Here is a 19,881-nt window from a genome sequence, read left to right as displayed (position 1 = left end):
CCGGATTCCTCGAGAGGGAAACGCACGTATGAATGAGGAAAAGCTCCGCTACTTTCTCAAGCGGGTGACCGCCGACCTGCATGAGACCCGGCGCCGCCTGCAAGAGGTGGAGTCGGAGGACCAGGAGCCCATCGCGATCGTCGGCATGAGCTGCCGCTACCCGGGCGGGGTCGGCTCGCCCGAGGACCTGTGGCGGCTGGTGTCCGAGGGCGGGGACGGCATTTCCGAATTCCCCACCGACCGCGGCTGGGACATCGGGCGGCTCTTCGACGACAATCCGGACGGCGCGGGCACGAGCTATGTCCGGGAGGGCGGTTTCCTCCACGACGCCAACTACTTCGACCCGGCGTTCTTCGGTATCAATCCGCGCGAGGCCCTGGCGATGGACCCCCAGCAGCGGCTGCTGCTGGAGACCACCTGGGAGGTGTTCGAGCGGGCGGGCATCGACGCCACCTCCGTGCGCGGCACCCGTACCGGTGTCTTCGCGGGCGTCATGTACCACGACTACGCCTCCCGGCTGCGCGCCGTGCCGCCCGGTGTCGAGGGCTACCTCGGCACCGGCGGTTCGAGCAGCATCGCCTCCGGCCGGGTGGCGTACACCTTCGGCCTGGAGGGCCCCGCGCTCACCGTCGACACGGCGTGCTCATCCTCCCTGGTCACCCTCCATCTGGCCATGCAGGCGCTGCGCAACGGCGAATGCTCACTCGCCCTGGCCGGCGGCGTCACCGTGATGTCGACGCCCGGCACCTTCACCGAGTTCAGCCGCCAGCGCGGGCTGTCCTTCGACGGCCGCTGCAAGTCCTTCGCGGCGTCCGCCGACGGCACCGGCTGGTCCGAGGGCGCGGGCATGCTGCTGGTCGAGCGGCTGTCGGACGCCCGCCGCAACGGCCACAAGGTGCTGGCCGTCGTCCGTGGCTCGGCCATCAACCAGGACGGCGCGTCCAACGGTCTGACCGCGCCCAACGGCCCGTCCCAGCAGCGCGTCATCCGCCAGGCGCTCGCCAGCGCCCGGCTGACGGCCGACCAGATCGACGTGGTCGAGGCCCACGGCACGGGCACCACGCTCGGCGACCCGATCGAGGCGCAGGCGCTGCTCGCCACGTACGGCAAGGAGAAGCCCGCCGAACGGCCGCTGCTGCTGGGCTCGATCAAGTCCAACGTCGGCCACACCCAGGCCGCCGCCGGTGTCGCCGGGATCATCAAGATGGTCAAGGCCATCGAGCACGGCTATGTGCCCAAGTCCCTGCACATCGACGAGCCGTCACCGCATATCGACTGGTCGGCCGGGGCCGTCTCGCTGCTGACCGAGGGCCGGCCGTGGCCGGAGACCGGCCGTCCGCGCCGCGCCGCCGTGTCGTCGTTCGGCATCAGCGGCACCAACGCCCACCTGATCATCGAGCAGCCCCCGGCGGAGGACCCCGACGCCGAGGAGGAGACCGCGGAGGCCCCCGCCGAAGGGACGGCGGCGCCCTCAGAGGAGACGGCGGCGCCCCGCACCCTCCCCCTCCTGCCGTGGCTGGTCTCCGGCAAGGGCGAGGACGCGCTGCGCGCCCAGGCCGCCCGGCTCCACGCCCACGTGGCCGAACGTCCCGATCTTGACCCGGTGTCCGTCGGCCACTCGCTGGCCACCACCCGCGCCGCCCTGGAGAACCGCGCCGCCGTCATCGCCGGTGACCGCGCCACCTTCCTCGACCGCCTCGCCGCGCTCGCCTCCGGTGAGCCCGCCGCCGGGGTGGTCCAGGGCGTGGAGACCCGGGGCAAGCTGGCGTTCCTCTTCACCGGCCAGGGCAGCCAGCGGCTCGGCATGGGCCGCGAGCTCTATGACACCTACCCGGCGTTCGCCGAGGCGCTGGACGCCGTGTGCGCCGCGCTCGACCCGCGCCTCGAACGTCCCCTGAAGGACGTGCTGTTCGGGGACGACGCCGCCGCGCTGGACCGGACCGGCTTCACCCAGCCCGCGCTGTTCGCCATCGAGGTGGCCCTCTTCCGCCTCGTCGAATCCTGGGGCCTGAAGCCGGACGTGGTCTCCGGCCACTCCATCGGCGAGATCGCCGCCGCGCATGTCGCGGGGGTGCTCTCCCTCGACGCCGCCGCCCTGCTGGTGGCGGCCCGGGGCCGCCTCATGCAGCGGCTGCCGGGTGGCGGCGCGATGATCGCCGTCCAGGCGTCCGAGGACGAGGTGGCGCCGCTGCTCACCGACCGGGTGTCCATCGCCGCCCTCAACGGCCCGTCGTCGGTGGTCATCGCGGGTGATGAGGACGCCGCTGTCGCCATCGCCGCGTCGTTCGAGGCGCAGGGCCGTAAGACCAAGCGGCTCACCGTCAGCCACGCCTTCCACTCGCCGCTGATGGACCCGATGCTGGAGCCGTTCCGCAAGGTCGCGGAGAGCCTGACGTACGAGGCCCCGAAGATCCCGGTGGTCTCCAACCTCACCGGCGGCATCGCGCCCGCCGCGGAGATCGCCACCGCCGACTTCTGGGTCCGCCACGTCCGCGAGGCCGTGCGCTTCCTCGACGGTATGCGCGCGATGGAGGCGCAGGGCGTCACCACGTACCTCGAGCTCGGCCCGGACGGTGTGCTGTCCGCGCTCGGCCAGGAGTGCCTGGCGGGCGAGTCCGAACACGTGGCGTTCGCCCCCGCCCTGCGGTCCGGCCGCCCCGAGGCCGAGACCCTGACCACCGCCCTGGCCACCCTGCACACCCGGGGCACGGCCCCCGACTGGGCGGCGTACTACGCGGGCACCGGCGCCGAGCGCGTCGAGCTGCCCACGTACGCCTTCCAGCGCGAGCACTACTGGCTGGACGCGGGCACCGCCTACGGCGACGTCTCCTCGTTCGGCCTCGGCGCCGCCGATCATCCGCTGCTCGGCACGGCCGTCTCCCTGGCCGACGCGGAGGGCTTCCTGTTCACCGGGCGGCTCGCGCTGGACACCCACCCGTGGCTGGCCGACCACGCCGTCATGGGCGCGGTGCTGCTGCCCGGCACCGCGTTCGTGGAACTGGCGGTGCGCGCCGGTGAGCAGGCCGGTTGCGATCTGGTGGAGGAGCTCACCCTGGAGGCCCCGCTGATCCTGCCCGAGCGGGGCGGGGTCCGGCTCCAGATCGCCGTGGGCGCCCAGGACGACACCGGCCGCCGCACCCTCGCCCTCCACTCCCGCCCCGACGAGGCCGGAGACGAGGAGCCGTGGCTGCGCCACGCCACGGGCGTCCTCGCGGAGAGCGCCCCCGCGGCCCCGTCGTTCGACCTGAGCGCCTGGCCGCCCGCCGGGGCGGAGCGCATCGAGACCGACGGCCTGTACGAGGGTCTGGCCGAGGCGGGCTTCGGCTACGGCCCGGTCTTCCAGGGCCTGCGCGCCGCCTGGCGCGCCGACGGCGAGGTCTACGCCGAGGTCGCCCTCCCCGAGGACACCGAGCCCGACGCCGCCCACTTCGGCCTCCACCCGGCCCTGCTGGACGCCGTCCTGCACACCATCGGCCTCAGCGACCTGACCGAGAACCCGGGCCAGGGCGGACTCCCCTTCTCCTGGACCGGCGTCCGCATCCACTCGGTGGGCGCCGACACGGTACGCGTCCGCCTGTCGCCCGCCGGAAACGGCACGGTCTCCCTCCAACTGGCGGACGTAACGGGCACCCCGGTGGCCACGGTCGACCGCCTGGCCCTCCGCACGGTCTCCCAGGACCAGCTGACGGCCCCGGGCGGCGCGTCGGACGCCCTGTTCACGGTGGACTGGACCCCGATCCCGGCAACGTCCGAGCCGGTGTCCCAGGCCGACTGGACGACGATAGGCCCCGACGCCCCCTACCCGGACCTGGAGGCGTTGACCGAGGCCCTGGACGCGGGCGCGCAGACCCCGCAGTACGTAGTGGTCTCCCTGTCACCTCTGGCCTCGGACAGTGCGCGAAATCAAGCCTGTCCGGCGCTTGAGGACACGCCCGAAGGGCGCCCAGGCGCGGCCTCTCCAGCCCGTCCGGCGCTTGAGGACCGGGGTCCGGGGCGGAGCCCCGGCGGGGTGCCAGGGGCGGAGCCCCTGGATTCGGGAAGGGGCGGGGTGGGGAACAACCCCTCGCCCGCCGAAGCCGCACACGAGGCCACCACCCAAGCCCTCCACCTCCTCCAAACCTGGCTCACGGACGACCGCTTCGCGAACACCCGCCTGGTGGTCCTCACCTCCGCCACCAACCTCGCCCACACCGCCGCCCACGGCCTCATCCGCTCCGCCCAGTCGGAGAACCCGGGCCGCATCATCCTGGTGGACACCGACACCCACCCGGACTCCCTCGAAGCCCTGCCCACCGCCCTCGCCTCCGGCGAACAGGAACTCGCGGTACGCGAAGGCAAGGTCAAGGCCCCCCGCCTGACCCGCGCCACCACGCAGCCGGAGACCGAAACCCCCGAGTGGAACCCGGACGGCACGGTGCTGCTGACGGGCGCATCCGGCACCCTGGGCACCCTCTTCGCCCGCCACCTCGTAACCGACCGCGGCGTACGCCACCTCCTCCTGGTCAGCCGCCGCGGCGAAACCGCCCCCGGCGCAGCCGAACTCACCACCGAGCTCGCCGAGTTGGGCGCCGAAGCGCACTGGTCGGCCTGCGACGTGGCGGACCGTACCGCCCTGGCCGAAACCCTCGCCGCCATTCCGGCAGAACACCCCCTCACCGCCGTGGTCCACACCGCAGGCATCCTGGACGACGGCGTCATCGCGTCCCTCACCCCCGACCGCCTCACCACCGTCCTCCGCCCCAAGGCAGACGCGGCGTGGAACCTCCACGAGCTGACCCAGGACGCGGACCTGTCCGCGTTCATCCTGTTCAGCTCAGCCGCAGGCGTCTTCGGCGGCGCAGGCCAGGGCAACTACGCCGCGGCCAACGCCTTCCTGGACGCCCTCGCCCAGCACCGCCGCACCGCCGGCCTGCCCGCCACCTCCCTCGCCTGGGGCCTGTGGGCCGAGCCCGGCGGCATGGCCGGAGACCTGGACGAGGCGGAACTCGCCCGCCTCCAGCGCGGTGGCATCGCCGCCATCACCGCCGACCAGGGCCGAGAGCTGTTTGACCTGGCGACGAACGCCACGGACGACGCGCTGCTGGTCCCCATGCCCCTCGACCTGGCCGCCCTCCGGGCACAGGCAAGCGCCGGAATGCTGCCGCCGCTCTTCCGCGGACTCGTCCGCGTCCCGCCCCGCCGCGCGGCCCAGGCCGCCGCCGCGGCGCGGTCCGGCGCGCTCGCCCAGCAACTGGCCGGGGCGGCATCCGACGCCGAGGCCGAGGCCATCGTCCTCGGCCTGGTGCGTACGCAGGTGGCGGCCGTGCTCGGCTACGCCGGACCCGAAGCGGTCGAGCCCCAGCGCGCGTTCAGCGAGGTCGGCTTCGACTCGCTCACCGCCGTGGAACTGCGCAACCGCCTGACCGCCGTCAGCGGCGTCCGGCTCCCCGCCACGCTGATCTTCGACTACCCGACCCCCGCCGCCCTCGCCGCGTATCTGCGGGCCGAGGCCCAGGGCAGCCAGGAGGACGCGGCCGCGCCCGTGGCCGCCGCCACCGCCCACGACGACGACCCGATCGCCATCGTGGCGATGAGCTGCCGGTTCCCCGGCGGCGTGACCTCGCCCGAGGACCTGTGGAAGCTGGTCACCGACGGCGCGGACGCCATCACCGACATGCCCACCGACCGCGGCTGGGACATCGAGTCGCTCTACGACGACGACCCCGACCAGCAGGGCACCAGCTACGCCCGCAACGGCGGATTCCTCCACGACGCCCACCACTTCGACCCCGTCTTCTTCGGGATCTCGCCGCGTGAGGCGCTCGCGATGGACCCGCAGCAGCGGCTGCTGCTGGAGACCACCTGGGAGGCGTTCGAGCGGGCCGGGATCGACCCGGCGACGGTGCGCGGCAGCCGGACCGGTGTCTACACCGGCGTCATGTACAACGACTACGGCACCCTGCTGCACCGCGCCCCCGACGGCCTCGAGGGCTACATGGGCACCGCCAGCTCCGGCAGCGTCGCCTCGGGCCGAGTCTCGTACACGTTCGGCCTCGAAGGCCCGGCCGTCACCGTCGACACGGCCTGCTCGTCCTCCCTCGTCACCCTGCACATGGCGGTGCAGGCGCTGCGCAACGGCGAATGCTCGCTCGCCCTCGCGGGCGGTGTGACCGTCATGGCCACCCCCGGCACCTTCGTGGCCTTCAGCAAGCAGCGCGGCCTCGCGACCGACGGCCGCTGCAAGCCCTTCGCCGCCGCGGCCGACGGTACGGCCTGGGGCGAGGGCGTGGGCATGCTGCTGGTCGAGCGGCTGTCGGACGCCCGCCGCAACGGCCACCCGGTCCTCGCGATCGTCCGGGGCTCGGCCATCAACCAGGACGGTGCCTCCAACGGCCTCACCGCCCCCAATGGCCCGTCCCAGCAGCGCGTCATCCGTCAGGCCCTCGCCAACGCCCGGCTGTCCGCCTCGGAGGTGGACGTGGTCGAGGCCCACGGCACCGGTACGACGCTGGGCGACCCGATCGAGGCGCAGGCGCTGCTCGCCACCTACGGCCAGGAGCACACCGAGGACGAACCGCTCTGGCTGGGCTCGGTGAAGTCCAACTTCGGCCACACCCAGGCCGCGGCCGGTGTCGCCGGGATCATCAAGATGGTCAAGGCCATCGAGCACGGTGTGCTGCCCAGGACCCTGCACGTGGACGAGCCGTCCCCGCACGTGGACTGGACGGCGGGCGCGGTGTCGCTGCTCACCGACCAGACGGAGTGGCCGGAGACCGGCCGTCCGCGCCGGGCCGCGGTGTCCTCGTTCGGCATCAGCGGCACCAACGCGCACACCATCATCGAGCAGGCACCTGCCGAGCGGCCCACGGCCACCGAAGCGGCCGCACCCGAGCCGGGTCCGCTGCCGTGGATCCTGTCCGGCAGGAGCGAGACGGCGCTGAGCGCCCAGGCCGAGCGGCTGCTGGCCCACCTCGACGCTCACCGCGACGCCTGCCGCGACGCCGACCTCGACGCCCGCCACGACGCTCACCGCGACGCCCACCCGGGCCCGCGCCCGGCCGACGTCGGCTACTCCCTGGCCACCACCCGCGCCGTCCACGACCAGCGCGCGGTGCTGGTCGGCACGGACCGCGAGGACTTCGTCCGCGCCCTGACGGCACTCGCCCGGGGCGAGGCGGTGGCCCAGCTGGTCCAGGGCACCGGGACGGCCGGCAAGACGGCGTTCGTCTTCCCCGGGCAGGGGTCGCAGTGGGCCGGGATGGCGGTGGGGCTGATGGACGCCTCGCCCGTCTTCGCGTCCCGTATCCACGAATGCGCCGCCGCGCTCGCGGAGTTCACCGACTGGTCGTTGGTCGATGTGTTGCGGGGTGCCGAGGGCGCGCCGTCGCTGGACCGGGTGGATGTGGTCCAGCCGGTGCTGTTCGCGGTGATGGTGTCGCTCGCGGAGCTGTGGCGTTCGCTGGGCGTCGTCCCGTCCGCCGTCGTCGGCCACTCCCAGGGAGAGATCGCGGCGGCGTGTGTGGCGGGGATTCTGTCGCTGAAGGACGCGGCGCGTGTGGTGGCGCTGCGCAGCCAGGCGATCGGCCGGGTGCTGGCGGGCAAGGGCGGCATGGTCTCGGTGGCGCTTCCCGTGGCGGATGTACGGGAGCGGATCGCGCCCTGGGGCGAGGAGCGGATCTCGGTGGCGGCCGTCAACGGCCCGTCGTCGGTGGTGGTTTCGGGTGAGCCCGAGGCGCTGGAGGAGCTGCTGGCGTCCTGCGAGGCCGATGAGGTGCGGGCGCGCCGGGTGCCGGTGGACTACGCCTCGCACTCGGCCCAGGTCGAACTCCTCCGCGAGGAGCTCCTGGAGTTGCTCGCGCCCGTACAGCCGAAGAACGCCCAGGTGCCGTTCCTCTCCACCGTCACGGGGGAGTGGGTCGACGGCTCCGAGCTGGACGCCGAGTACTGGTTCACCAACCTCCGCCGCACCGTCGAGCTGGAGAGCGCCGTCCGCCGCCTGCTGGACGAGGGCTTCGGAGCCTTCATCGAGTCCAGTGCCCACCCCGTCCTGACGATGGGGGTGCAGGAGACCGCCGAGGACGCGGGTCGCGAGGCCGCCGCGATCGGCTCGCTGCGCCGCGACGAGGGCGGTCTTGACCGCTTCCACCTCTCGCTGGGCGAGGCGTGGACGCGCGGTGTGGCCGTGGACTGGGAGGCGGTGTACGAGGGGACGGGCGCGGTCCGCGTCGAGCTGCCCACGTACGCCTTCCAGCACGAGCGCTACTGGATCGAGGTGCCGCTCTCGGTGGGCGATGTCGCCTCCGCCGGTCTCGGCGCCGCCGGGCATCCGCTGCTGGGCGCCGCCGTCGAACTGCCGGACTCCGACGGCTTCCTGCTCACCGGGCGGCTCTCCCTCCAGACCCACCCCTGGCTCGCCGACCACGCCGTGTCCGGCACCGTGCTGCTGCCGGGTACGGCCTTCGTGGAGCTGGCGATCCGCGCCGGTGACCAGGTCGGCTGCGATCTGCTGGACGAGCTGACCCTGGAGGCGCCGCTGATCCTGCCCGCCCGGGGCGGGATCCAGCTGCGGCTGACCGTGGGCGCGCCCGACGCGAGCGGCCGCCGGGCGCTGGAGGTTTACTCCCGCCCGGAGCCGGACGCGGACCGGGGCGCCGCCTCGGAGGGGCCCTGGATCCGCCACGCCGGCGGTGTGCTGGCCTCCGGCGCCGCCGCCGACAGCGGGACGGACCTGTCCGTATGGCCGCCCGCGGAGGCCGTCGCCCTCGATGTGGACGACCTCTACGAGCGGTTCGCGGCGGGCGGCTTCGGCTACGGCCCGGCGTTCCAGGGCCTGACGGCCGCCTGGCGGCGCGGCGCGGAGGTCTTCGCCGAACTGCGCCTTGACCAGCGGCAGCACCGCGACGCGGCGCTGTTCGGGCTGCATCCGGCGCTGCTGGACGCCGCGCTGCACGGGGTCGCGCTCGGCGACTTCCTGGGCGCCGGGGCCGATGGCATCCGGCTGCCGTTCTCCTGGAGCGGGGTCACCCTCCACGCGGCGGGTGCCACGGCGCTGCGCGTACGGATCGCTCCGGCCGGGCCGGAAGCGGTGGCGCTGACCGTCGCGGACGAGAACGGCGACGCGGTCGCGTCGGTGGACTCCCTGGTGCTGCGGCGCATCGCCCCGGAGCAGCTGCGTGCGGCCCAGGTGACCTACCACGACTCGCTGTTCCGGCTGGAGTGGGCGCCGGTGCCGGCGCCCTCGGCGGCCCCCGCGGCCGTTCGCTGGGCCCTGGTCGGCGAGCAGGCCGCCGCGACCGGCAGGGACGCCTTCGGGCTGGTCGACGCCCTGGAGTCCATCGGCGCCGAGTGCGCCGTCTTCCCCGATCTGACCGAGCTCGCGGCCGTGGTGGCCTCGGGCAGCCCCCGGCCGGATGTCGTGCTGCTCCCGCTCACCGGTCCCGGCGGTGGCGGTGGCGGCCATCTGGCGGAGGGCGCGCGGCTGGCCACCCACGCGGCGCTGGACACCGCGCAGTCGTGGCTCGCCGAGGAGGGCCTCGCCGGGGCGCGGCTGGCGTTCGTGACCCGCGGGGCGGTCGCCACCTCCCCGGACGCCGAGGTGCACGACCTGCCGCATGCGCCCGTATGGGGGCTGATCCGCACCGCGCAGACCGAGAACCCGGACCGCTTCCTGCTGCTCGACCTGGACCGCGAGGGGGCCTCGGCCGACGCGCTCATGGCGGCCGCGGCCGGTGGTGAACCGCAGCTCGCGGTCCGCGCGGGCGCCCTCCACGCGCCCCGGCTGGCCCGGGTCGCGGCTCAGGAGGCCGCCGCTCAGGAGGTCGCCACTCAGGAGGGGGACCGGACGCCGGAGGGGCTGCCGGAGTTCGACCCGGACGGCACGGTTCTGATCACCGGCGCCACCGGTGTCCTCGGCGGACAGCTCGCCCGCCATCTGGTGGCCGAGCGCGGTGTGCGGCATCTGCTGCTCAACAGCCGCCGCGGCCAGCGTGCCCAGGGGATCCCCGAGCTGGTCGGCGAACTGACCGCGCTGGGCGCCGAGGTGAGCGTCGCGGCCTGCGATGTGGCCGACCGCGAGGCGCTGTCGCTGCTGCTGGCCGAGGTGGACCCGGCGCATCCGCTCGCCGCCGTCGTACACACCGCCGGGGTGCTGGACGACGGGCTGCTGCCCGCGCTCACCCCGGAGCGGATCGACACGGTCTTCCGGCCGAAGGTGGACGCGGCGCTCAATCTGCACGAGCTGACCCGCGATCTGGACCTTTCCGCCTTCGTCGTGTTCTCGTCCGCCGCCGGGACCTTCGGCGCGCCGGGCCAGGCCAACTACGCGGCGGCCAACACCTTCCTGGACGCCTTCGCCGCGCACCGCCGCTCCGCCGGGCTGCCCGCCCTCTCGCTGGCCTGGGGCCTGTGGGAGCAGCGCAGCGCGATGACCGGCGGCATGGCGGACGCGGATGTGGCCCGTATGGAGCGCTCCGGGATGGCGCCGCTGACCTCGCGGGACGGTCTGGAGCTGTTCGACACGGCGTGCTCGGTGGCCGGTGAGGCGGTGCTCGTACCGCTGCACCTGGACATCGCGCCGCTGCGCGAGCAGGCCGCCGAGGGCGCGCTGCCATCCGTGTTCCGCGGGCTGGTCCGGGCCCCGGCCCGGCGCCGTACGGTCTCCGCCGGGGCGGCCGACACCGGCGGCCCCTCGCTGGCGCGGCGGCTGGCCGGGCTGGCCGAGGCGGAGCGCGAGCAGGCCGTGCTGGACCTGGTCCGCGGCCAGGCCGCCGCGGTCCTCGGCTTCGCGGACGCGGAGGCGGTGGGGGCCGCACGGGGCTTCCTGGAGCAGGGCTTCGACTCGCTGACCGCCGTCGAACTGCGCAACCGGCTGGGCGCCGCGAGCGGGCTGCGGCTGCCCCCGACGCTGCTGTTCGACCACCCGACGCCCGAGCTGGTCGCCCGGCAGCTGCTCGAGCGGCTGGCCGGTGCGGTGGCCGCCGAGGGCGGCACGGTGTCGGACGCGGCGCGGGACGAGGCGGCGGGCGCGGAGCCGTCGGCCGTGTTCGGCGCGATGATGCGGGAGGCCGGACAGCGCGGTGAGCAGGAGGAGTTCACCCGCCTGCTGATGGACGTCTCGCGGTTCCGGCCCTCGTTCGGATCCGCCGCCGAGCTGGACAAGGCGCCCCCGATGGTACGGCTCTCGCGCGGTGAGACCGGGCCCGCGCTGGTGTGCTTCTCCTCGATCCTGTCGATCGGCGGCCCGCACCAGTACGCCAGGTTCGCCGCCGGATTCCGCGGCCACCGGGACGTCTGGGCGCTGGGCAACCCCGGTTTCGTCGCCGGGGAGCGGCTCCCGGCCAACCCGGAGGCGGTGGTCGAGGCGCAGGCCGAAGCGGTGCTGCGGGAGACCGACGGCGCGCCGTTCGTGCTGCTGGGCCACTCCTCGGGCGGGCTGCTCGCCCATGAGGTGGCCGCGCGGCTGGAGAGCACGGGGGTCTTCCCGGACGCGGTCGTCCTGCTCGACATCTACTCCCACGACCGGGACGCGGCCGTCGCCCTCCAGCCCGGGCTGAGCGCCGGGATGGACGAGCGGAGCGCGGGCCAGGTGCCGGTGGACGACACCCGGCTGCTGGCCATGGGCGCGTACTTCCGGCTGTTCGGGAAGTGGCGGCCCAAGGAGGTCAAGACGCCGACCCTGCTGGTCCGGGCCGGCGACCGGCTCTTCGACTGGTCCCGCGACGGCGACTGGCGGTCGTACTGGCAGCTCCCGCACACCGCGCTCGATGTGCCGGGGAACCACTTCACGATGATGGAGGAGCACGCCGCGACGACGGCCCGCGCCGTGGCGGACTGGCTGTCCTGACGGACGGACGGCCTGTTGCCACCCCACAGGGGTGCCAACAGGCCGTCGTCGTGTTCAGAGGAGCCTGAATCGGCCGGGGTTGTTGTGGTCGCGATGGCGGGGGCACTGGCACGGTGGCCACGCCTGCCCCAACGAGTAGGCGTCGCTCTGCTTCCCGTCGAGGACGGTCACCATCGCGCGCCGGGTGGTGACGATGCCGTTGTGCGCCATGGTGTAGACGCGCATCGTCATCTTCGGCCGTTCGTTCCGGTCAGGCCGGTCGTCGGACATCAGCGGTCCTCTTCTCCCGCTACGGGGGCGAGGAGTTGGAGCAGGCTGCGCAGGCTTCGTCTCACCGCGCCGAGGTGGTAGGTCAGTTCTTCGGGTGTGGCGCTGGACAGGTCGAGGGTTTCGGCTCCCGTGAGGGTCTGTCCGGCGACGAATACGACGGCCTGTTGGAGGGCCTTCCCCGAGTACGTGGGGCACGAGGGCCGGGCAGCGGAGATCCGGCAGTACGAAGGGGCGTCATTCCCGGTCTGCTCCAGACGCCGGAGCGGGTGACGCTTGTCGCGGAGCGGCAAGCCGCACTGGTCCGGATGACCCGCCGCTGCTCTTCGTGATGCTGGACGAAAGCCTGTGTCCGTCGGCCAATCGGCGAACCCGTCGTCAGGGACGCCCAGTTCGCACGGCTGGTCGAGTTCGCCGAGTTGCCGAACACTGTGATCCAAGTCGCTCTGTTCGACATGGGGGCGTGCCGCCCGTTCGACCTGCCGCTCTATATCCCGACGATGTCGGACCGTTCGCTCATGTCATACGCGGAGTCCGCCCAGCGGGGCCAATTTGAACGGGAAAGCACCTCAGCCGTGCGGGTCTCGGTTCAGGATCGGGTCTCGGTTCAGGTCGGTATGGGCTTCTCGGCTCGGTCGGGTGCGGGTTTCGTCTCGCGCCTTCGGCGCAATTGAGCAGCGGCGGCGGGGGCGGGGGGCTCGCGCCGCGTCGCCGGGCGCCGGGCCGGTGGATGCGAGCGCCGGTGGCGGCACCTGCGCCCGGGAGCTGGGGCCGATACCGGACTGACGGCCCCTCCGAGCACCCCTCGATAAAACGCTTGATCTGAAGCAACTAATTGGGCAAAGGTTTTGGAGAGGGGTACCCCCAACCCCTCCCGCTGTCCGGCACCGCCCCAGCCCTCGGCCGGGGGAGCCGCCACCGGCGCCACGCCGCATGCTGACGGCCTACCATCAGCTGCAGGCCGAAGCGCCTTCTCGGACGGAGTCTGTGGCCGTGGTCAGCCAGTTGCGAAAGGGCATCCCGTGACGACCGAATCCCCGCGTTGATACAGGTCGTCGTACAGCGACAACGGCGGCGCCTGCATAGAGATCGCCGCCAACCTCGTCGCCTCGCGCGGCGTGGTCCCCGTCCGTGACAGCAAGGACCCGCACGGCCCGGCGCTCATGTTCGAGCCGACCGCCTGGTCGTCGTTCGTCTCCGCCGTCAGGCACGGGGAGTTCCCCGCCCCCTGACCCAGTCGGCAACCAGCCACCGAAGCGATCGGCCCCCGGCCCGGGGGCCGTCGTCATGGGGTGCCCAGCTGGTCGACGCAGGCGTTACACGGTCTGTCAACCTGTTCCAACCCGGGTGCCGGTCCCCCTATTGTGTTTACCGTCGGTGAGCAACCGATGTGCCAACGGGGGTGCGAGATGGATCCGATGACGTGGACGGGGCTGAGCCCGTCGCCACAGGGCTGAGTGGCATGGCCGAGGCAAATGCCATCGGGCGGGACGGCGCGAGCGGGGCGGCGTCGAACACAATCAATGGTGGTGTGTTCTTCCACGCCGTGATCCAGGGCCGGGACATCACCGTACAGTTGCCGCCGCAGGTCACCCCGGCGCTGTCCGCGCTCCCTCCAGCGTCCGGCACTTTCACCGGTCGTGACGAGCAGGTGGAGCGGTTACTCGAGGGCCTCGCTCCCGGCAGGGAGCAGCGGAAAGCACCGCTGATGGCGGCGGTGGCGGGGATGGCCGGAGTCGGCAAGACCGAACTGGTTGTGCAGACAGCCACTCGAGCGTTGAAGGAGCCGGGCTGGTTTCCCGGCGGCGTACTGTTCGTCGACATGTTCGGCTACGACAGGGAACGCCGACTGCCTCCAGAACACGCTCTGGACGGTCTGTTACGGGCTCTGGGAATGCCCGGCGAGCACATCCCCGACGGTCTACAGGACCGCACGCGGCTGTATCGCAGTGTGCTGGCCGCCTTCGCGGAACAGGGACGGCGGATACTGGTCGTCATCGACAACGCCTCCGACGAGGAGCAAGCTCGGCCGCTACTGCCCACCGATGGCACCACCGCTGCTCTGCTCACCTCCCGTCACACTCTGGACGTCGACGCTCGTCTGCACGACCTCGACGTTCTTGACGAGCGATTCTCCATCGAGTTGCTGAACCAAGCCCTGCACAACGCCCTTGGCCCTGGCGACACCCGTGTGCGGGACGAGCCAGAGCACGCGAAAGCCATCGCCCGGCTTTGTGCCGGCCTGCCGCTGGCCCTGCGTATCGCAACCGCCCTACTGGCTGATGCTCCTCAGCGGCCGCTGGTCTCCCTGGCTCTGGCCCTTGAAGCGGAGCACCGCCGGCTGGACCGGCTCCGCCGCGAGGAGCGCGCGGTACGCGCTGCCTTCGATCTCTCCCACCAGCACCTGGGCCACCAACAGGCCCGCTTGTTCCGGTTGCTGTCGCTCAACCCCGGCGACGACCTTTCCACCGAGAGCGCTGCCAACCTTGCCGACGACGACCTGTACGAGGTGGAGGGACTCCTGCAAGACCTGGCCCGGGCTCACCTGCTCGAACCCGCACACGTCTGGGGCCGCTGGCGGTTTCACGACCTCGTGCGCCTGTATGCCGACGAGAAGGGCCGCCTCCACGCCGACAGCGACGAACGTGATGTGGCCCGCTCCCGTCTCTTCGCCTACTACCAGACCACCGCGGAGGCCGCCGACTCCCATCTGGACACGCGACGCGGCGCCCCCTCGTCCCGTTTCCCCGACCGCGACGGCGCGCTGGCCTGGCTGGACGCCGAACGCCCCAACCTCGTCGCCACCGTCACCGCGGCTCCGCGATTCGGCCTCCAGAAAACCAGCTTCGACCTTGCGGACGCTCTTACCCGATACCTCCACGACCGCTATGTCTTTGATGACTGGGTGACCGTCACGACGACGGCCCTGGCCATCTGCCGTGAGTTTGAGGACCGCTGCGGTGAAGCAGCGGCGCTGAACCAGCTCGGTCTTGCCTTTGCCGGGCTGCGGCGGTTCGACGAGGCCATCGACGCCCACGACAAGGCCGCAATCGTCTATCGCGACCTCGGGGACCGCGACGGTGAAGCGGGGGCGCTGACGAATCTCGGCAGCGCGCTGACTGAGCTGCGGCGGTTCGACGACGCCATCACCGCGCATACCCAGGCGGTCACCATTTTCCATGAAACCGGCGACGGCCAGAGGGAAGGTCATGCGCTCAGCAACCTCGGCACCACTCTGAATGAGCTACGGCGGTTCGACGATGCTCTCATCGCCTACACCCAGGCGGCCACCATTTTCCGTGAGACCGGCAACCGCCAGGATGCCGCCCATGCGCTGAACAATGCCGGCGGCGTCCTGACCGAGCTGCGGCAGTTCGAAAGCGCCAGCGACTACCATGTGGTGGCTGCCACCATCTTTCGCACCTTCGGTGACCGCCACGGTGAAGCACTGGCGTTCAACAACCTCGGCCGGGCTCTGGTCGGGCTGCGACGGTTCGACCAGGCCATCAATGCTCACGCCAAGGCCGCCGCGATCTACGGTGAGGTCGGCGATCGCCACCGTGAAGGCATCGCGCTGAACAACCATGGCCTGGCCCTGGTCGAGGTGGGACGGTTCGGCGAGGCCATCGATGCGCACACCCGGGCCGCCGCCGTTTTCCGTGAGACCAGTGATCGCCATGGTGAAAGCCAAGCGCTGAACAATCTCGGTCGACCTCTGGGCGAGATGGGGCGGTTGAGCGAGGCTGTCGAGGCTCACACCCAGGCCGCGGCCATCTACCGCGAACTCGGCGACCACCACCGTGAAGGATTGGCGTTGCACAACCTCGGCGCCACTCTGATGAAGGCGGGGCGATTCAAGGAAGCCGTCGACGTCCAGACGAAGGCGCTCGCCATCTTCCGGGAAACCGGCGACCGCCACCGTGAGGGTCTGGCCTTGCACAACCTCAGCAACGCTCTGCTGGCGAGGCGGCGATTCAAGAAGGCCATCGACGCCCGAACGAAGGCGCTCACCATCTTCGGGGAAACCGGCAACCACCCCTGAGGTGCGGGGGCGAACGGCGCACCTCGAACATCCCGCTCACGCCAACGCCCCGTCAACCAGGCGAAGACGGGGCGTTGAGCGGAGTACCGCCGCAGCGGCGTGTCACGCCGTCATCAGCGCTTGCGCGCGGGCCGCGAGCGCTTGCCCGGGCCCACCGTCACCACCTCGAAGTTGGACTTGGTGCGGTCCAGCCGGTGGAAGAGGTTGTCCGGCCCGGTGATGTACATCTTCGACACCCCGGCGCCCTTCAGCGTGTCCACCACCTTCGGCCAGTGGATCGGCAGATCGAAGGTGTCCAGCAGCATCGTGCGCAGCTCGTCGGCCGTGGTCACGATGGTGCCGTCCTGGTCGGTGACCACGGGCAGCTTGGGGTCGAGGATGTCGTACCTGGGCAGGATCTCCTCGGCGGCCCGGCGCCGCAGCTCCGCGAACGCGGGCGCGTGCACCGCCGGGACCATGCTGTACATGGAGTAGCCGCCGGCCTGGCTGATCGCCTTCTTGAACCACTCCAGCTCCGGCTCGCGCAGCGACACCATGAAGAAGCCGTCGTCGAGATAGCCGGAGTAGTCGTACCACTCACCGCGCTCGCCGAGCTCGGTGAGGATCTCCGTCAGCTTCTCCTGCGGAGTGCGGACGAAGGTGTGGGTGACCGCGTCCTGGTACTCCTCGGCGAAGTACGCGTGCTCACAGCGGGCCAGCTCCGCGGTGAGCCGTACCACCTCGGGGAACGGCAGTGAACTGACGTAGGCCGCGGCCGCCTTCTGCCCGAAGCTGGGGCCCACGCACAGGTCGGGGACGAGTCCGTGCTCCTGCTCCGCCCGGTCCGCCGAGGCCATCGAGTTCACCAGGAAGGCGATCTGGGTGGCCTCGGAATAGTCGTCCTCGGAGTCGCGGAGCCGGTCGAAGACCGAGTAGCCCAGCGCCTCGTCGGCCTCGGCGAGCCGCTTCCGGGCGAACGGGTCGAGCGTGAGGAACCTGCCCACCTCGGAGAAGCCGGAGGGTCCCATGCCCGGGAAAACGATGGCTGTCTTCGTCTGCTCGGATGCCGTCATGGTGTGGTGCCTTACTCTCAAGTCCTGCCGTGGCTCAGTCCTGCGCCCGGCGGTTGAAGCCCCGGATACCGATCGTCCCGAAGACCAGGATGGCCGCCCCGATGGCCGAGAAGCAGATCCACAGCGGGATCGACTCCGGCGTCTTGGGGCCGGGGGTCAGCAGCAGTCCGCGCATCGCCTCGGTGACGTAGGTCAGCGGGTTGAAGGTGCACAGCACCTGGAACCAGCGGACGGTCTCCAGGCTCCGCCACGGGAACTGCGTGGCCCCGGTGAACATGATCGGGGTCAGCGTCATGGCGAAGACGATGGAGATGTGACGCGCGGGCGCCAGGGTGCCCAAGGTGAGGCCGACGCAGCCGCCGACGAGTCCGCCGAGGCTGAGGATGCCCAACGTCACCGGCATCTTGTCCAGCGGCCAGGAGACGTCGTCCAGCAGCGCCAGACCGATCGGGATCATGACCAGGGAGCCGATCAGACCGCGCATCGCGCCGAAGACCGCCTTCTCCACCGCCACCAGGGAGACCGGGATGGGCGCGAGCAATCGGTCCTCGATCTCCTTGGTCCAGGAGAAGTCGATGGCCAGTGGCAGCGCGGTGTTCTGGAGGGCGACCAGGAAGCTGTTGAGCGCCACCACACCGGGCAGCAGCACCTGCTGGAAGCCCGGCTGGGTGAAGCCGATCTCGCCGAGCACCTTGCCGAACACGAACAGCATGAAGAACGGTTCCACGATGACCTGGCCCAGGAAGGGGCCCATCTCGCGGCCGGTGACGAAGATGTCGCGCCACAGGATGAAGAAGAACGTCCGCCACCGGTTGGCGCGCCGCCGGTGGCGCCCGCCGCGGCGCTTGGAGTCGGGCAGCTCGAGCTCGAGTTCGGGCTCCGGCTCGGGCTCGGGCTCCACGAGCCCCGAACGGGCGTCCGCCGCCGCGATGATGGCGTTCAGCGCGGCCTTGGCGTCCTGTGCGGCCTGGGTCGCCGACGGGGCCGGTATGGGCTTGATGACCAGCGTCATGGTGTCCCCGACGTCCCCGCCGCCGTGCGGGGCGCCCATGCCCCTGGCGTCGTGGTGCCGGTGCTCCTGCGGCCGGCTCTCGTGGTGCCGGGGGTCGTGCGGCCGGCTCTCGTGGTGTCGGGGGTCGTGCGGCCGGTTCTCGTGCTTGACCGGGGCGTTCGGCGCGTGCGGCGCGTTCGGGGTGGCCCTCTGGACCTCGGCGCCCGGACGCGGGGCCTGGGCCCCGGGACGCGGGGTCTGGGCCTCCGGACCGGGACGCGGGGCGGACGGCTTGGACCGTACGAGCACGGTTCGGGTGTCCTCGAAGCCGTCGTCCTCGGCGGACTTGGCCTCGACGTTCCGCGGATCGGCGGGCCCGGACCCCTCCGGCCCGACGCCGGGGGTCCTGGGGTCGGCGGGCCTGCGGTCGGCGGCGGAGCGCTCACCGCCCCGGCCGGCGGAACCCTGGCCGCCGCCCTGGTGCGGGGGCGTGCCGGTGGCGGGCTTCTCCTCGGCGGCCTTGCCGCCGGGGGTCCCGTCCGTCGATGACGTGGGTCGTGAGGAGCTCATCGCATCTCCTTCCCCGTCAGGTCGACAAAGACGTCTTCCAGGCTCGCCTTGCTCACATTCAGGTCCTTGATTTCGCACTCGGTGTCGGTCAGGGCCTTGATGACCGTGGGCAGCAGCACGGAGGACGGCGCGTTGCTGTAGACCTTCATCCGGAACGTGCCGTCGTTGAAGGCCGGGGCCCCGCCCTGCATGGCGGCGGCCATGTCGTCCTCGGCCTGGAGCACCTCGACCCGCTCGGCGACCCCGAGGCCCTGCACCATGTGGACCACGCCGTTCATCCCGCTGTGCGGCGGGCGCACCGTGACGGTCAGCGCGGTGTTGCTCATCCGGCTGGTCAGCGCCTCGGGGGTGTCCAGAGCCAGCAGCTTGCCGTGGTCGACGATGCCGATCCGGTCACAGAGCTTGGACGCTTCCTCCATGTCGTGGGTGGTGATCACCACCGTGACGCCACGGGTCTTGAGTTCGGCGACCCGGTCGCGGACGAAGATCTGGGACTGCGGGTCGAGGCCGGTGGCCGGCTCGTCCAGGAACAGCACTCGGGGGCGGTGCATCAGGGCCCGCGCGATCATCACGCGCTGTGCCTGACCGCCGGAGACCTGGTCCGCCCGGGCCTTGGCGTGGTCGCCGAGGCCCACCCACTCCAGGCTCTCGTCCGCGAGGCGGTTGCGCTCGGAGCGCGAGAGACCGTGGTAGCCGGCGTGGAAGGTCAGGTTCTGGCGGATCGTCAGTGACCGGTCCAGGTTGTTGCGCTGCGGCACGATGGCGAAGGACTGCCGGGCCACCGCCGGCCTGCGCACCACGTCGACGCCCTGGACGAAGGCACGCCCACCGCTGGGGGCGACACGGGTGGTCAGGATGCCGATGGTGGTGGTCTTACCCGCTCCGTTGGGCCCGAGGAAGCCGAAGACCTCACCGTGCCTGACGGTGAAGCTGAGATTGTCGACAGCCGGAACGGGCCGGCCGGGGTACTTCTTGACCAAGCCGTCGACAACGACGGCGAAATCAATAGGACGTGTTGTGTTCATCGCTGTCGTCGCACCGATTTAATTGGCTTGAGGAGACCATTACTTTGCACATGTTTAACACGACAGCTTGACTCCTGGCCCCTAACTGCCCCCAGATTAGGGGGTAGTGGCAC

The 19,881-nt window shown here is 71.8% G+C and carries 6 protein-coding genes and 2 pseudogenes; 4 read left to right on the top strand and 4 right to left on the bottom strand.

Annotation, left to right across the window (positions count from 1 at the left end):
* The first annotated feature begins 28 nt into the window (after nucleotides 1-28).
* Nucleotides 29-11,821: a type I polyketide synthase gene (locus KHP12_RS20860; RefSeq protein WP_211833425.1), complete on the top strand. Its 11,793-nt coding sequence runs from the start codon at nucleotides 29-31 to the stop codon at nucleotides 11,819-11,821.
* A 54-nt stretch (nucleotides 11,822-11,875) separates the two neighbouring features.
* Here KHP12_RS20860 and KHP12_RS20855 read toward each other — a convergent pair whose 3' ends face one another.
* Nucleotides 11,876-12,091, bottom strand: coding sequence for a hypothetical protein (locus KHP12_RS20855; protein ID WP_086879305.1), 216 nt, complete (start codon nucleotides 12,089-12,091; stop codon nucleotides 11,876-11,878).
* A gap of 129 nt (nucleotides 12,092-12,220) precedes the next feature.
* Here KHP12_RS20855 and KHP12_RS51165 point away from each other — a divergent pair.
* The 3 genes and pseudogenes from KHP12_RS51165 to KHP12_RS20840 all read left to right on the top strand — a co-directional run bounded on the left by KHP12_RS51165 (nucleotide 12,221) and on the right by KHP12_RS20840 (nucleotide 16,130).
* A pseudogene (locus KHP12_RS51165) lies at nucleotides 12,221-12,762 on the top strand (DUF5753 domain-containing protein).
* Nucleotides 12,763-13,110: 348 nt separating this feature from the next.
* Nucleotides 13,111-13,320 (top strand): annotated as a pseudogene (locus KHP12_RS20845) (DUF397 domain-containing protein).
* Between the two features lie 230 nt (nucleotides 13,321-13,550).
* Nucleotides 13,551-16,130 carry an ATP-binding protein gene (locus KHP12_RS20840; protein ID WP_211833410.1) on the top strand — a complete coding sequence of 860 codons (2,580 nt, stop codon included), beginning with the start codon at nucleotides 13,551-13,553 and terminating at the stop codon, nucleotides 16,128-16,130.
* A gap of 113 nt (nucleotides 16,131-16,243) precedes the next feature.
* Here the strand turns inward: KHP12_RS20840 and KHP12_RS20835 are convergent, their stop codons facing one another.
* The 3 genes from KHP12_RS20835 to KHP12_RS20825 are packed head-to-tail and all read right to left on the bottom strand — an operon-like array spanning nucleotide 16,244 to nucleotide 19,768.
* Nucleotides 16,244-17,182, bottom strand: coding sequence for an ACP S-malonyltransferase (locus tag KHP12_RS20835; protein ID WP_086879312.1), 939 nt, complete (start codon nucleotides 17,180-17,182; stop codon nucleotides 16,244-16,246).
* Nucleotides 17,183-17,216: 34 nt separating this feature from the next.
* Nucleotides 17,217-18,743: an ABC transporter permease gene (locus KHP12_RS51155; RefSeq protein WP_246648679.1), complete on the bottom strand. Its 1,527-nt coding sequence runs from the start codon at nucleotides 18,741-18,743 to the stop codon at nucleotides 17,217-17,219.
* Nucleotides 18,740-19,768 carry an ABC transporter ATP-binding protein gene (locus KHP12_RS20825; RefSeq protein ID WP_078558948.1) on the bottom strand — a complete coding sequence of 343 codons (1,029 nt, stop codon included), beginning with the start codon at nucleotides 19,766-19,768 and terminating at the stop codon, nucleotides 18,740-18,742. The genes KHP12_RS51155 and KHP12_RS20825 overlap by 4 nt, the downstream gene beginning before the upstream one ends.
* Nucleotides 19,769-19,881 lie beyond the last annotated feature (113 nt).

Origin of the sequence: Streptomyces asiaticus (genome assembly GCF_018138715.1) — a bacterium.
GTDB classification, from domain to species: Bacteria; Actinomycetota; Actinomycetes; order Streptomycetales; family Streptomycetaceae; genus Streptomyces; species Streptomyces asiaticus.
This window is presented reverse-complemented; position numbering and strand designations above follow the sequence as displayed.

Bases quoted from the DNA above. Each gene is read 5' to 3' on its own strand.
- KHP12_RS20860 (WP_211833425.1), top strand. From the start codon at position 29: ATGAATGAGGAAAAGCTCCGCTACTTTCTCAAGCGGGTGACCGCCGAC.
- KHP12_RS20855 (WP_086879305.1), bottom strand. From the start codon at position 12,091: ATGTCCGACGACCGGCCTGACCGGAACGAACGGCCGAAGATGACGATG.
- KHP12_RS20840 (WP_211833410.1), top strand. From the start codon at position 13,551: ATGGCCGAGGCAAATGCCATCGGGCGGGACGGCGCGAGCGGGGCGGCG.
- KHP12_RS20835 (WP_086879312.1), bottom strand. From the start codon at position 17,182: ATGACGGCATCCGAGCAGACGAAGACAGCCATCGTTTTCCCGGGCATG.
- KHP12_RS51155 (WP_246648679.1), bottom strand. From the start codon at position 18,743: ATGAGCTCCTCACGACCCACGTCATCGACGGACGGGACCCCCGGCGGC.
- KHP12_RS20825 (WP_078558948.1), bottom strand. From the start codon at position 19,768: ATGAACACAACACGTCCTATTGATTTCGCCGTCGTTGTCGACGGCTTG.